Annotated in this window: 12 protein-coding genes and 1 pseudogene; 8 read left to right on the forward strand and 5 right to left on the reverse strand. The window is 65.3% G+C overall.

The features are described 5' to 3' along the window. Window positions 1–3: 3 nt before the first annotated feature. The 3 genes from JNO53_RS14600 to JNO53_RS14610 form a co-directional block, all read right to left on the reverse strand. Window positions 4–1716, reverse strand: coding sequence for a long-chain-fatty-acid--CoA ligase (locus JNO53_RS14600; protein ID WP_203113231.1), 1713 nt, complete (start codon window positions 1714–1716; stop codon window positions 4–6). 164 nt (window positions 1717–1880) lie between these two features. Continuing rightward, window positions 1881–2591, reverse strand: a complete 711-nt coding sequence (locus JNO53_RS14605) for a DUF1013 domain-containing protein (RefSeq protein ID WP_203113234.1) — start codon at window positions 2589–2591, stop codon at window positions 1881–1883. A 117-nt stretch (window positions 2592–2708) separates the two neighbouring features. Further along, window positions 2709–3785, reverse strand: a complete 1077-nt coding sequence (locus JNO53_RS14610) for a glycosyltransferase family 4 protein (protein ID WP_238401962.1) — start codon at window positions 3783–3785, stop codon at window positions 2709–2711. A 212-nt stretch (window positions 3786–3997) separates the two neighbouring features. On the opposite strand from JNO53_RS14610, the gene JNO53_RS14615 reads away from it, so the two are divergent. Next, window positions 3998–5170, forward strand: coding sequence for an IS110 family transposase (locus JNO53_RS14615; protein WP_203113237.1), 1173 nt, complete (start codon window positions 3998–4000; stop codon window positions 5168–5170). Between the two features lie 8 nt (window positions 5171–5178). On the opposite strand, the gene JNO53_RS14620 is transcribed toward JNO53_RS14615, so the two are convergent. After that, window positions 5179–6078, reverse strand: a complete 900-nt coding sequence (locus tag JNO53_RS14620) for a UDP-2,3-diacylglucosamine diphosphatase (RefSeq protein WP_203113240.1) — start codon at window positions 6076–6078, stop codon at window positions 5179–5181. A gap of 185 nt (window positions 6079–6263) precedes the next feature. Here JNO53_RS14620 and JNO53_RS14625 point away from each other — a divergent pair, with 185 nt between their 5' ends. The 4 genes from JNO53_RS14625 to JNO53_RS14640 all read left to right on the forward strand — a co-directional run bounded on the left by JNO53_RS14625 (window position 6264) and on the right by JNO53_RS14640 (window position 9039). Next, window positions 6264–7184 (forward strand): nucleotidyltransferase and HEPN domain-containing protein, encoded by a 921-nt coding sequence (locus JNO53_RS14625; RefSeq protein WP_203113243.1) that lies wholly within the window; start codon window positions 6264–6266, stop codon window positions 7182–7184. A gap of 126 nt (window positions 7185–7310) precedes the next feature. Next, a complete protein-coding gene (locus JNO53_RS14630; protein WP_203113245.1) occupies window positions 7311–7682 on the forward strand; it encodes a hypothetical protein in 372 nt (123 codons plus the stop codon). A 362-nt stretch (window positions 7683–8044) separates the two neighbouring features. Next, window positions 8045–8536 (forward strand): hypothetical protein, encoded by a 492-nt coding sequence (locus JNO53_RS14635; protein ID WP_238401963.1) that lies wholly within the window; start codon window positions 8045–8047, stop codon window positions 8534–8536. Next, window positions 8533–9039, forward strand: a complete 507-nt coding sequence (locus JNO53_RS14640; RefSeq protein WP_203113247.1) for a sigma-70 family RNA polymerase sigma factor — start codon at window positions 8533–8535, stop codon at window positions 9037–9039. Before JNO53_RS14635 ends, JNO53_RS14640 begins: the two co-directional genes overlap by 4 nt. Before the next feature lie 123 nt (window positions 9040–9162). Here the strand turns inward: JNO53_RS14640 and JNO53_RS14645 are convergent, their stop codons facing one another. Next, window positions 9163–10173 carry an NAD(P)H-quinone oxidoreductase gene (locus JNO53_RS14645; protein ID WP_203113249.1) on the reverse strand — a complete coding sequence of 337 codons (1011 nt, stop codon included), beginning with the start codon at window positions 10171–10173 and terminating at the stop codon, window positions 9163–9165. 92 nt (window positions 10174–10265) lie between these two features. Here JNO53_RS14645 and JNO53_RS14650 point away from each other — a divergent pair, with 92 nt between their 5' ends. The 3 genes and pseudogenes from JNO53_RS14650 to JNO53_RS15420 form a co-directional block, all read left to right on the forward strand. After that, the gene (locus JNO53_RS14650; RefSeq protein WP_203113252.1) at window positions 10266–10469 is read left to right on the forward strand and encodes a DUF1192 domain-containing protein; all 204 of its coding nucleotides are present in this window, start codon (window positions 10266–10268) and stop codon (window positions 10467–10469) included. 110 nt (window positions 10470–10579) lie between these two features. Then, a complete protein-coding gene (clpA, locus tag JNO53_RS14655; RefSeq protein WP_203113255.1) occupies window positions 10580–12952 on the forward strand; it encodes an ATP-dependent Clp protease ATP-binding subunit ClpA in 2373 nt (790 codons plus the stop codon). Window positions 12953–13188: 236 nt separating this feature from the next. Then, window positions 13189–13313 (forward strand): annotated as a pseudogene (locus JNO53_RS15420) (sulfate adenylyltransferase subunit CysD); the annotation flags it as partial.

Raw genomic sequence — 13313 nt, forward strand, 5'->3', positions numbered from 1 at the left:
TAGCTAGGCCCCTGCCTGCGCAGGGGCGACGGAAATGGGATCGTCTCCCTCGCCCACCAGTACCTCGGCGCGCAGGGCCTTGCGGTCGAGCTTGCCGATCATCGTCTTGGGCAGCTCGTCGCGGATGACGACGCCGGAGACGCGCTCGTGCTTCCCGACGCGGGTGTTGAGCCAGGTCTGGAGCTCGGCCGCAGTCGCTTCGGCGTCCTCGGCCAATGTCACGTAGGCCCGTGGAGTTTCCCCACGGTAAGCGTCGGGAACGCCGATCACGAGGGCCTCCTTGACCGCCGCATGCTCGAGCAGCACGGCTTCGACCTGGCTCGGGAAGACCTTGAACCCGCCGACGGCGATCATGTCCTTGATCCGGTCAACGATGGCGATGAAGCCGTCCTCGTCGATCTCGGCCACGTCCCCGGTGCGAAGCCAGCGCGTGCCGTCCAGATCGGCGAAGGCGTTCTTGGCCGCGTCGGGGCGGTTCCAGTACCCCTGCATGATCTGCGGTCCGGCGATGACCAGTTCCCCCGGCTCGCCCTCGGGTGCGGGTTTCGTGGGGTCTTCCTTGTCGAGCAGCATAACGCGGGTCTGCGGAATGACCTGCCCGATCGTACCCGGCTTGCGCAGCCCGGTGTAGGGATTGGTCGAGACCACACCCGAGCTTTCGGTCAATCCGTAGCCTTCGACCAGCCGCGCCCCGCTCGCCGCCTCGAACTTCTCGCGCACCAGTGCGGGAAGTGGCGCGCCGCCCGAGATGGACACCTTGAGCGAGGAGAAGTCGGTCCGGCCGATCCGCGGATGGTCGAGCAGCGCCTGGAACATCGTCGGCACCCCGGGGAAGGCGGTGACGCGGGTGCGCTCGATCGTCTGCAGCACCTGCTTCGCGTCGAATCGCGGCACCATCGCGATACAGGCGCCTTTCGCGACCGTGCGGTTGAGGACGCAAGTGTTGGCGAAGACGTGGAACAGCGGCAGCGCGCCCATGATCACGTCGGGCTCGTCGCGGTCGAACGGATCGATCGCATCGACCTGCATCGCGTTCACCGCCAGGTTGGCATGCGTGAGCATGGCGCCCTTGGGCCGCCCGGTCGTGCCGCCGGTGTACTGCAGCAGCGCGAGATCGGCGGGCGAAAGCGCGACGGGCGCGGGCTCGCGCTGCGGCAGCATGCTGGCCCAGTCGCGGACATCCGCCCTCGCAGGGATGGCTGTAATGCTCTTGCGGCCCAGCAGCTTGAGCGCTGCCCGCTTCAGCGGCGTCAGCATCGCCCCCAAGCGGCCGACGACGAGCGTTTCGAGCGGTGAGCGGTCGAGCACCTCGAGTGCGGTCGGCAACAGGCTCGCGGCATCGATCGTGACGAGCAGGCGGGCGCCCGAATCCTCGACCTGCTGCTTGAGCTCCTCGACCGTGTAGAGCGGCGAGAAGTTGACGGCCACCGCACCGGCCATCATCGCGCCGTAGTAGGCCGAAACGTAGATCGGCACGTTGGGCAGGAACAGCCCTACCCGGTCGCCGCGTGCGATGCCGAGTTCCTGCAGGCCGGCCGCAAAACGCCGCGCTTCCTCATGAAGCGCCCGGTAGGAATAGATTCGCCCGAGGAAGTCGACCAGCGGCGCGTCGGGCCGCCGCTCCGTCGTTCGCGCGAAAAGGTCGGGGAGCGTCACCGGCTCGAACGGCGTGTCCCACGGGGCGGCATGCTGATAAGGCGCCTTACTGACATCCATGTAAACATGGATGCGCGAGACCGCGCGCGAGGGCAAGGACTTTCTGAAGGCGCGCGCACTCGCCGTCATCCCGGCAAAAGCCGAGGCGACTCTGCACGAAGGTCGTTAGCGATCTCAGACTCGCCGAGATAACGGAGGGTCGCCTTAGCGACACCCCGGCAGGCTCAGAGCTGTTCGTCGCTCTCGTTCTCGGCGGCGCGGCGAGCTTCAAGCCAGGCGGCGGCTTCGGCTTCCTGTGCAGCTTCGGCGGCGGCCTTCTCGTTCGCGTCGCGTTCGGCGCGCAGTTCGGCGATCAGCTTCTCGCGGTCCGTCCCCGAATCGACCACCGGCGCAGGCGCCTCACCCTCGGCGCCGGCCTTCTTCGCCGCCTTGGCGACGACCGCGTCGAGCTCGCGCTGCGAGCACAGGCCGAGCGTCACCGGATCCTTCGCCTGGATGTTCTGGATGTTCCAGTGGCTGCGCTCGCGAATCGCGGTGATCGTGTTGCGCGTGGTGCCGATCAACTTGGAGATCTGCGCGTCCGAAATCTCCGGATGGTTGCGCAGGATCCACGCGATGCCGTCGGGCTTGTCCTGCCGCTTCGACACCGGCGTGTAGCGCGGGCCCTTGGTCCGCGTGACCTCGACCGGCGCCCGCTGCATCTTGAGCGCGTAACCCGGATCGGCCTGGCCGCGCTCGATCTCCTCCTGCGTCAGCTCGCCCGAGTGGATTGGATCGCGGCCGGTGTACTTGCTGCCTGCAAGATCGTCGGCCATCGCCTGGACCTCGAGGATGTGCAGGCCGCAGAAGTCTGCGATCTGCGTGAAGCTGAGCGAGGTGTTGTCGACGAGCCAGGTGGCGGTCGCATGCGGCATCAGCGGGGTGGGTTGCGCCATGATCGAAACTGTCCTGAAAATATAAGGGCCGCCCCTTGCGGAGCGGCCGTTGCACAGGCGATTTAGGCCATGCGTCATGCGAGGGCAAGCTTTTCGGCCCTCGATCGGTCCGGAAGCTCAGGCCACCAGCGGCTCCGCGTCGAGCGCGGCAAGCCCGGCGAGGAACTGATCGGTCGCCGCATCCCACGAATAGCGCGCGCCCATTTCTGCGCAGTCGGCACGGTCGCTGAACAGGGCGCCGGCGATCGCGCGGTCGAGATCTTCCGACAATGCGCCGACGCGGTGGGTCACGATGTCGCGCGGACCCGGGACAGGGAACGCCGCCACCGGCGTTCCGCAGGCGAGCGCTTCGATCATGACCAGCCCGAAGGTGTCGGTCCGGCTCGGGAAGACGAACACGTCGGCATGGGCATAGCATCCGGCCAAGGCGCGGCCACTGCGGCGCCCGAGGAAATGGGCTTCCGGGAATTTCGTGCTGAGCTCCTCAAGAGCCGGGCCGTCGCCGACGACGACCTTGGTGCCCGGATAGCTGCCGGTCAGGAACGCCTCGAGATTCTTCTCCACCGCGACGCGGCCGACGTAGAGCTGAATCGGGCGCGGCAGGCCTTCGAACTCCGAGGGCAGCGGCGCGTCGCGATTGAAGCAAGTCAGGTCGACGCCCCGGCTCCAGGGATGGAGGCGGCGCAGTCCGCGCGCCCGCAGTTCCTCGCGAATGCTCTCGGTCGCGACCAGCACCTGGCGCGAGGGCGCGTGGAACCAGCGGATGTAGCGCCAGAACAGCGCCGGCGAGAGGCCGGTGCGCCGCGCAACGTATTCCGGAAACTGCGTATGGTATGCCGTGGTGAAGGGAATGCCGCGCACCGTGCAGAACCGCCGCGCGCCGAGCCCCAGTGGCCCTTCGGTCGCGACATGGATCGCATCGGGCGCCAGCGCCGTGAGCCGCCGCCCGATCGCGCCGGGCAGCGGCATCGCCAGGCGAATGTCGGGATAGGTCGGGCACGGCACCGAGCGGAAACCTTCGGGCGAGATCACCTCCACCTCGTGCCCCCGCGAGCGCAGGATGTCGCAGGTCGCAGCCAGGGTGCGGACCACGCCGTTCATCTGGGGGGTCCAGGCATCGGTGACGATGGCGATCCGATGCGGATAGGGCCGCACGGTGTCCGCTTCGGCCACGACTGCCTCCATCCGGCTCATGCCGCCCTATCCTTTTGCGGCTGTGAGAACAGTAGCTGACGCGGCGGTGCTGGTATGGTTTTCATGCTGGCTGCCCAGGATGGTTCAGGTGGCAGATCCGCCAGCACCGCCAACTCGTCTCGACCGCTGATTAGGCTCTGCGATCGATCGCTGCATAGGGCGGAGACGGCGTAGACGGGATGCCGAGGTTCGACCAGCCATAGGAGGAGATCATGCCGCAGATCAGCGCCGGCATCGACATCGCCAAGGAGGTGCATTGGATTACTGCCATCGACGAAGCCGGAACGGTACTCATCGATCACGAGCTCGACAATGATCCCGCGGCTATCGCCGCGCTCGTCGACGAACTCGCCGCGCTGGACGGCGCGGTACGCGTCGGCTTCGACGTCATCGGCGGCATCGCCGGTCTTGCCGAAGCGATGCTCGCGGCGTCGGGCTGCACGCTGCTCCACGTCCCCGGCCTCGCGGTCAACCGCGCCCGTCAGGGCACCGTCGGGGGCGAGAACAAGTCCGATCCCAGAGATGCACGCACCATCGCCGACCAGGTCCGTACCCGTTACGATCTGCGGGTCATCGAGCCAGCAGGCGAGATCGACATCGAGCTCAGGCTGCTCGTTGGCCGGCGTCGCGACCTGGTACAAGCTCAGACCCAGCGGATCGCACGCATGCGCGACTTGCTCACCGGCATCTTCCCCGCCCTCGAACGCGCGCTGGATCTGACCACCAAGGGGCCGCTCCACTTGCTGACCCGCTACGTCACTCCCGCCGAGCTGCGTCGCGCTGGCGCTAAACGCATCGGCCGCCATCTTCAGGCGAGTCGCGGCGGGGCAGCCATCTGTGCTCAGGCCCTCGCATGCGCCCGCGCCCAGACCATTGCCGTCCCCGGGGAGGCCATGACTGCCACCCTCATCCGCGAGCTCGCTCAGGAAGCGCTTGCTACCCGCACGCGTCTCGGCGAGATCGACCGCGATCTCAAGGAGCGGCTCGCCCGCCACCCTGATGCGGCCCTCATCCAGAGCCTGCCCGGCATGGGGGCCATCCTCACCGCCGAACTTATCGCCGAGGCAGGCAACCTCTCCCGCTTCCGTTCGCCCGACGCTCTCGCCGCTGCCGCAGGCATCGCCCCAGTCCTCAGGCAATCGGGCAAAACCCGCTTCCTCAGACGGCCCACCGGCGGCAACAAGGGCCTCAAACGCGTCTTCTACCAAGCCGCCTTCTGCTCGCTTGCATCCCCCGACAGCCGCGCCTTCTATGATCGCAAGCGACGCGAAGGAAAACGGCACCATCAGGCTGTCATCGCCCTTGCCAGACGGCGCGTGAATGTCCTCTGGGCCATGCTCCAGACACACCAACCCTTCCAAACCGGCTTCAAAAATGCAGCTTGACCCACGCATTAGGCTGCCGCCTTCGCGGCGGGCGAAGCCACGACGTCAAACCGCGCGCGGCGCGCCATTTCCTCGGGCCAGTGAAGCAGTTCCATGCGCCCGTCGAAGTGCTCGACCAGCGCGGTACAGCCTTCGACCCAGTCGCCGTCGTTATAGTATTCGATGCCCCCGAAGGCACGGATCTCGGCCGTATGGATATGCCCGCACACAACCCCGTCCACGCCCCGCTCGGCGGCGGCGCGAGCAACGATCTCCTCGTAGCGGCTGATGAACTCGACCGCGTTCTTGACCTTGTGCTTGGCCACCTTGGACAACGACCAGTAGGGCAGGCCGAACGCCTTGCGCACGACGTTGACCCACCGGTTGAGCCCCATGAGCAGATGATAGAGCACGTCGCCGACCACAGCGAGCCAGCGATGTGCGAGCATGATCGCATCGAACTCGTCGCCGTGGAGCACCATCAGCCGGCGTCCGTCAGCCGTATCGTGGAAAGCGGCGCGGCGGATCTCGACCCCGCCGAAGTTCATGCCCGAGAACGGGCGCAGCATCTCGTCGTGATTGCCCGGGATGTAGACGATCCGCGTGCCGCGCTTGGCGCGCTTGAGGATGCGCCAGACGACATCGTTGTGCTCGGCCGGCCAGTAGACCTTCTTCTTCAACCGCCAGCCGTCGATGATGTCGCCGACGAGGTACATCGTCTCGCTGTCGGTGCTGTCGAGGAAGTCGATCAGCATCGCGGCGTTGCAGCCCTTGGTGCCGAGATGGATGTCGCTGATCCAGATCGTGCGGAACTTGCGCCGCTTGCCGTCGACCGGCTCGGGAATCGCGCTCCTTACCGGCGGCAGACTCGCCACCGTCGCCAGCTCGGCCAGACCGCCCGGAAGCCCTTTGATCCGTTCTTCGCCCATCGCCCGCACTCCGCTAGCGAATGCATCTTCACGTCCGTCACATGACAGGCAATTGTTACAGGCGATTCACGGTTCGGTGACCGTTCCGCGAAAGCGTGACAGTCTGGCGACGCACGCGAAACCTTGCCGGGCGGACGAGGCCACACTTGCTATCACCTGTAGATTGCTCGAAGATTCACCCAGCTATGCGCACCGATCTCGATCATCTTCCCGCGGCCAAACAGCGCGAGCTTGAGCGCATCGTAGAGGTCATCTTCGATGAGTTTGGTGCAGCGATCGAGAACGCGACTGGCCCGCGCAAGGGCGCGCGCATTCTCAAGATCATCCTGTTCGGCAGCCATGCACGCGGCGACTGGGTCGATGCGCCGATGTCGGCCAACCAATACAAGAGCGACTACGATATCCTGGTCATCGTCAGCCAGAAGGAGATGACCGACCGCGCCGCCTATTGGGCGAAGGCCGAGGAACGGCTGATCCGCGCTTACACGATCGAGAAGACGCTGCGCACGCCAGTGAACTTCATCGTGCACTGCCTGCACGAGGTGAACGATGGTCTCGCACACGGGCGCGTGTTCTTTATGGAAGTCGCGAAGGACGGGATCGCGCTTTACGAAGCCGACGATCGCGAACTCGCTACCCCCACGCCGAAGACACCGCAGCAGGCGCTGGAGACGGCGCGGGAGTATTTCGAAGACTACTATCCAAGCGCCGGAGAGTTCTTCGACGATTTTCGTTCGAACCTTGAACGGAGTCGCTTCAAGAAGGCAGCATTTGAACTGCATCAGGCAACCGAGCGGCTCTACGCATGCCTGCTTCTCACCCTGACCTTTTACACCCCCTACAACCACAACATCGCCTTCCTCCGCTCCCTCGCCGAAGGACTGGACCGACGCCTTCACGGCATATGGCCGGAAGATGGCCGCCGCGAGCGCGCCATGTTCCAGAAGCTGAAAGAAGCCTACACCAAGGCACGCTACTCCAAGCACTACAAGATCACCGAGGAAGAACTGACCTGGCTTGGTGAACGGGTCGAGGAACTGGGCCGTGTGGTCCACGAGGTCTGCTCCGAACGGATCGCTGCTCTGGAAGCCGCCGCGCGCGGGTAGTGTCGCTGGCACAGCCGCACTCGCGCAGCTTGCCGGGATTCAGGGAGGCTGGCGTCAGCAATCGTTCAGTGAGGTTGGCAGAGCTTTCCGGACGGGGTCGGATATCCCCTCACGATGGAGGATGGTATGAAAGCGATCGTAGTTGCGGCGGCACTTTTGATCGTGCCATTCGCGGCCCAAGCTCAGATTGCCCCTCGAACACCGCCGGATAGTGGGCGCTTGCCCGGCATAGCCGATCCTCCCACACGTCCGACGATCGGGCGCGAGCTTCGTGAGACACACGAACGCATCGATTGGGGACGGGAAAGCGGGGACTTGTCCAAACGCGAGGCACGCGCACTACGCCGCGAAAACAGACAGATCGGTGTACTTGCAGATCGCTATGGTCGCGACGGCATTTCCGATGCCGAGTATCGTGAGCTGGAAATGCGCGCGCGTGTTTTGCAAAGCCAGGTTGAGGCGCAGCGCATTCGGCCGGCCACCAACGATCCCGATTAATCCGCCTTAGGATTTTCCGCCGGTCTGGTGCTGGGTTCTTCGGGCTGTTCTGGCAGTGCCGGCGCCACTGGACCAGCATACGAGCTCCCTGGCCTGAGCGTAACCTTCTCGAAACCGCCGCGCGCGAATAGCGCCGCAGGCAGGAGCATAGCCTCCCAGCTTGCCGGATTCCACGGATTCTGGCATAATCCCGATCACGAGATGGAACACTGGCGGCCATCTCGAGGATAGTCCTTGCCAGGCATCAAGTAGGTCCGGCCGCCAAGGTCGGACGGTTGCTGTAAGGCCGCACCGCGGCACACAGCGGACACCGCTTGCACATCCGCGCATCCGTGCGCGGACCGCCTGTGTGCGAGCTTTTCATGCTTATTCCCACTCCAAGCGACGTCTACGCGCGCGAAGTCGTGATGGCGCGCGTTGCCCATCTCATTCGCCGCAAGCAGCGCGAGATCGAGCGGATCACGCGTATCCTGCGCGCCTGTTTCGAGCCGACGCAGGTGCAAGCGCCTGAACCAGGCGAGATCCAGCAGATCATTCTGATCGGCCCCTATGCGCGGCGATCCTGGTTCGAAGACCAGCAAACAATCCACTTTTCCGACTACGAGTTCTGGATCGTCGTCAATCATCCGCTGTTTGCCGACGAGCGCTGCTGGCAGAGCGCGCAAGCCATCATTGAGCGCGAGCTGGGCAACCGCTGTGCGGTCGGCCTCGAGATTTACTCCGAAGCCGACGTCCGCATCGCCGAAGCCGAGCGCGACACGTTCATTCTCGACCGGATCGAAGCGGGGATCACGCTCTACAGCGCCTCGCGCGATGCGCCGCTCAACATGCACGAGCGGAGGGAGCGATCATGACCGCTCCCAGATCCAGTGCCGCATTCGATGCGTTCTATCGCAGCGAGCATCCACGCATGCTGCGTTACTTCCGGAAGAAAGTTGGTCCCGATGCCGCGCCCGATCTGGCGCAGGATGCCTTCACCCGGCTGCTTCGCAACCAGGCCTTCGACAGCCTCGACTGTCCGGAGGCCTATCTAACCCGGACCGCGCGTAATCTTCTGATCGACCGGGCACGCCGGCAAGCGCGGCAGCAAGCGCTCTGCTTTGAATTCGATGAAGAACGCGATGCCGCGATATGCGCCGAGCAGACGTGGCAGATCGAGGCCGAGGATTTGCGACGTGCCTGTTGGCAGGCGCTCCGCGCCATGCCGCCCAGGACCCGACGCATCTTCCTGATGCACCGATTGCGGCATCTGACCTACAAGCAGATCGCCGAGCAACTCGGTATCAGCAATAAGGCGGTGAAGTACCATATGGCACGGGCACTCGCCCGATGTCGTCGGGCACTAACGCCAAGCTAACATCGCAGCATCGATCCTCATCCGATCGCCCGCAGCGGCACCGACAGCCTTGCGCTAGCCCGGCGGCGCCTATCTGCTCCTGGCGAGCGGTGGCAACGACCCTCTACATACCTGCAACAAGCTTCAGCCGCCCGCGACTTCGAGTACGATCTTGCCGATATGGTCGCCCGCTTCCATCCGCGCGTGAGCGGCGGCGGCTTCGGCGAGAGGGACGCTGCGGTCCATCACCGGGCGCAGCCTCCCTTCCTCGAAGAGCGGCCAGGCGTTCTTCTCGATTTCGCCCGCCAGCAGCGTCTTGAATGCGTCGGACCGGGGGCGCAGCGTCGAGCCGGTGAGCGTGAGACGGCGGCTCATCACCACGGCCATGTTGAGCTCCGCCTTGGGCCCGCCGAGCACCGCGATGGTTACGTGCCGGCCGTCCTCCGCCAGGCACTTGAGATTGCGCGGCACGTAGTCGCCTGAGACCATGTCGAGCACCAGTTCGACGCCCTTGCCGCCGGTGAAGGCCTTCACTTCCTCGACGAAATCCTGCTCGCGGTAGTTGATCGCCAAATCCGCGCCCAGTTCCCGCGCCGCGGCGCACTTGGCCTCGTCGCCGCAGGTGACGATCACGGTCAGCCCGAATGCCTTGCCGAGCATCGTCGCCATCGTGCCGATCCCGCTGGTGCCGCCGTGGACGAGCAGCGTCTCGCCCTCGCGCGCCCAGCCGCGCTCGAACACGTTGTGCCAGACGGTGAACAGCGTTTCCGGAATCGCGGCCGCTTCGGCCAGCGGCATGGTGTCGGGCACCGGCAGGCAATGGCCGATATGCGCGAGACAATACTCGGCGTAGCCCCCGCCCGAAACGAGCGCGCAGACCCTGTCGCCCAGGTAGTCGTCCGGCACGCCCGGGCCGACCGCGGCGATCGTGCCGGAAATCTCCAGGCCCGGTATCGGCGAGGCGCCGGGCGGCGGCGGATAATTACCCTGCCGCTGGATCACGTCGGGTCGGTTCACCCCGGCATAAGCGACGCGAATCAGCACCTCGCCCTCCCCCGGCTCCGGAATCGGAACCGTCTCCGGTCGAAGCACATCGGGCTTCCCCGGCGCGTCGTATCCGATCGCGGTCATCTCGCGTGGCAGGTGCGCCGTCATTCGCCTTCCCCCTGTGGCCGTGCCGTCACGCCTGCGCACCTAACGTGCTGCCCCATTGACAGCAAGCGCGCCGCCTTGCGACATTGCGCGCAATGGATGAGGACGATCGTCCGCGCCCGAGGGGTGACGCCGCGAGCAAGCTCGCCGCCGAAGACCTTTCGCCCTATTCCCAGGACGAGCTGGCCGAACGAATCGCGCTGCTCGAAGCCGAGATCGCGCGTGTGGAAAAGCACAGGCTGAGCGCGGCGGCGCATCGCCACGCGGCCGACGCGCTGTTCCGAAAGCCGGGCTCGTGAGCCGCCCGGTTCTCAACCCGCGATGCCGCCCCCATATAGGCCATGTTAACAACGCCCGCTTACATTCCCGCAGCAGGGAAACCCCGCTTTTCGCCACGAAAGTTCGCTAGATGCCCAGTTTCGCCCAGACCCTCGAAAAGACCCTCCACGCCGCGCTCGCCAGCGCGAGCGAGCGGCGGCACGAATATGCCACGCTCGAGCATCTGTTGCTTGCGCTGGTCGAGGACGAGGACGCGGCGCAGGTGATGAACGCGTGCGGCGTCGATCTCGACGAACTGGGCGAAGCGGTGCGTCAGTATCTCGATCAGGAATATCAGTCGCTCAAGACCGAGGACGACGGCGATCCGCAGCCGACCGCCGGCTTCCAGCGCGTGATCCAGCGCGCGATCCTGCACGTGCAGTCGAGCGGCAAGGATACCGTGACCGGCGCCAACGTGCTCGTCGCCCTGTTTTCCGAGCGCGACAGCTACGCCGTCTACTTCCTGCAGCAGCAGGACATGAGCCGGCTGGATGCGGTGAGCTTCATCAGCCACGGCATCGGCAAGGGCGGCAAACAGCTCGAAAGCCGCGCGCCGCAGGGTGCGGACGAGGCCGGCAAGGCCGAAGAGAAGGCCGACAACAAGAAGGAAACGGCGCTCGACCAGTTCACTGTCAACCTCAACGCGCGGGCCGAGGCGGGCAAGATCGACCCGCTTATCGGCCGCGGGCCCGAAGTCGACCGGACGATCCAGATCCTCTGCCGGCGGAGCAAGAACAACCCGCTCTATGTGGGCGATCCGGGCGTCGGCAAGACGGCGATCGCCGAAGGCCTCGCGCGCAAGATCGTCGAGGGCGAAGTGCCCGAAGTGCTCAAGGACGCGGTGATCTATTCGCTCGACATGGGCGCGCTGCTGGCCGGCACGCGCTATCGCGGCGATTTCGAAGAGCGGCTCAAGCAGGTCGTGAGCGAGCTCGAAGGCATGCCCGACGCCGTTCTGTTCATCGACGAGATCCACACCGTGATCGGCGCTGGCGCGACCAGCGGCGGGGCGATGGACGCCTCCAACCTGCTCAAGCCCGCGCTGTCGAGCGGTGCGATCCGCTGCATCGGCTCGACCACCTACAAGGAATTCCGCAACCACTTCGAGAAGGATCGCGCGCTGCTGCGCCGGTTCCAGAAGATCGACGTCAACGAACCGACGATCGAGGATACGGTGAAGATCCTGCGGGGGCTGAGAAGCGCCTTCGAGGAACACCACAACGTCCGCTACACGCCCGACGCGCTCAAGACCGCGGTCGAGCTCTCGGCGCGCTACATCAACGACCGCAAGCTGCCCGACAAGGCGATCGACGTGATCGACGAGGTCGGCGCGATGCAGATGCTCGTGCCGCCGAGCCGCCGGAAGAAGAAGATCACCGCGCGCGAGATCGAGGCGGTGATCGCGACGATGGCGCGCATCCCGCCCAAGACGGTGTCGAGCGACGACAAGAAGGCGCTCGAGAACCTCGAACGCGACTTGAAGCATGTCGTGTTCGGGCAGGACCAGGCGATCCAGCGCCTTTCGACCGCGATGAAGCTCAGCCGCGCGGGCCTGCGCGATCCGGACAAGCCGATCGGCAGCTTCCTGTTCACCGGCCCCACCGGCGTCGGCAAGACCGAGGTCGCGCGCCAGCTCGCGAGCATCATGGGGATCGAGCTCAAGCGCTTCGACATGTCCGAATACATGGAGCGCCACTCGGTCAGCCGCCTGATCGGCGCCCCTCCGGGCTATGTCGGCTACGACCAGGGCGGCCTGCTGACCGATGCGGTCGACCAGAACCCGCATTGCGTGCTGCTGCTCGACGAGATCGAGAAGGCGCATCCCGACCTGTTCAACATCCTGCTGCAGGTGATGGACAACGGCCGCCTGACCGATCACCACGGCAAGACGGTCGATTTCCGCAACGTCGTGCTGATCATGACGACCAATGCCGGCGCGGCCGACATGGCGCGCCAGGGCATCGGCTTCGGCGACGTCAGCAAGGAAGACGCGGGCGAAGAGGCGGTGAAGCGCATGTTCACGCCGGAATTCCGCAACCGCCTCGATGCGATCGTGCCCTTCGCCTATCTCGGCAAGGCGACCGTCGCGCGCGTGGTCGACAAGTTCATCCTCCAGCTCGAGCTCCAACTCGCCGAGCAGAACGTGCACATCCAGTTCGACAAGGATGCGCGCGAATGGCTGGCCGACAAGGGCTACGACAGGCTCTACGGCGCCCGCCCGATGGGCCGCCTGATCCAGGAGAAGATCAAGCAGCCGCTGGCCGAGGAACTGCTATTCGGCAAACTCGCCGACGGCGGCGAGGTCCATGTGAGCGTGAAGGAGGGCAAACCGGCCTTCGAGCTCACCCCGGCGGCGCCGAAGGCCAAACCGAAGCGGAAGGTCAGAAAGCCCTCCGTCAAGAAGAGCGATGCGGAGAGGCCCGAGGCCGATGCCGACGAGGGCGTGGACCGGGGCGAGGAATAGGCCACATTGGCGCATCGGGCCTCCTGATTCACAAATTCGCTGCCCGAATGAAAGTGGGGGCTGAAACCCGTCACTCGTCGCCCAGAGACTATCCCAGCGATCGTACCGGTGGGTCATTCATGGCCCGACGGGCGCTCGTCAATGAGTCGCGTCTGTGGCTCGTCTTGGCCTGCACTATGTATTGCTTTTCGGCTTGGCTCTTGTGATCTTTGGCAAGTCTAGGCATTCGCTCGCCGATGCATCGCCTGACCCATCTTGAGCGGCTTGAGGCCGAGAGCGTACATATTATGCGTGAGGTTGCGGCGGAAGCGTCGCGGCCTGTGATGTTGTATTCGGTGGGCAAGGACAGCGCGGTGATGCT

The sequence above is a fragment of the Altererythrobacter sp. C41 genome, assembly GCF_016803135.1.
In the GTDB taxonomy this organism is placed as follows: Bacteria; Pseudomonadota; Alphaproteobacteria; order Sphingomonadales; family Sphingomonadaceae; genus Pelagerythrobacter.

What these genes read in the sequence shown, in the direction of transcription:
- JNO53_RS14600 (WP_203113231.1), bottom strand. Translation starts at nt 1,716, where the DNA reads ATGGATGTCAGTAAGGCGCCTTATCAGCATGCCGCCCCGTGGGACACG.
- JNO53_RS14605 (WP_203113234.1), bottom strand. Translation starts at nt 2,591, where the DNA reads ATGGCGCAACCCACCCCGCTGATGCCGCATGCGACCGCCACCTGGCTC.
- JNO53_RS14610 (WP_238401962.1), bottom strand. Translation starts at nt 3,785, where the DNA reads ATGAGCCGGATGGAGGCAGTCGTGGCCGAAGCGGACACCGTGCGGCCC.
- JNO53_RS14615 (WP_203113237.1), top strand. Translation starts at nt 3,998, where the DNA reads ATGCCGCAGATCAGCGCCGGCATCGACATCGCCAAGGAGGTGCATTGG.
- JNO53_RS14620 (WP_203113240.1), bottom strand. Translation starts at nt 6,078, where the DNA reads ATGGGCGAAGAACGGATCAAAGGGCTTCCGGGCGGTCTGGCCGAGCTG.
- JNO53_RS14625 (WP_203113243.1), top strand. Translation starts at nt 6,264, where the DNA reads ATGCGCACCGATCTCGATCATCTTCCCGCGGCCAAACAGCGCGAGCTT.
- JNO53_RS14630 (WP_203113245.1), top strand. Translation starts at nt 7,311, where the DNA reads ATGAAAGCGATCGTAGTTGCGGCGGCACTTTTGATCGTGCCATTCGCG.
- JNO53_RS14635 (WP_238401963.1), top strand. Translation starts at nt 8,045, where the DNA reads ATGCTTATTCCCACTCCAAGCGACGTCTACGCGCGCGAAGTCGTGATG.
- JNO53_RS14640 (WP_203113247.1), top strand. Translation starts at nt 8,533, where the DNA reads ATGACCGCTCCCAGATCCAGTGCCGCATTCGATGCGTTCTATCGCAGC.
- JNO53_RS14645 (WP_203113249.1), bottom strand. Translation starts at nt 10,173, where the DNA reads ATGACGGCGCACCTGCCACGCGAGATGACCGCGATCGGATACGACGCG.
- JNO53_RS14650 (WP_203113252.1), top strand. Translation starts at nt 10,266, where the DNA reads ATGGATGAGGACGATCGTCCGCGCCCGAGGGGTGACGCCGCGAGCAAG.
- clpA (WP_203113255.1), top strand. Translation starts at nt 10,580, where the DNA reads ATGCCCAGTTTCGCCCAGACCCTCGAAAAGACCCTCCACGCCGCGCTC.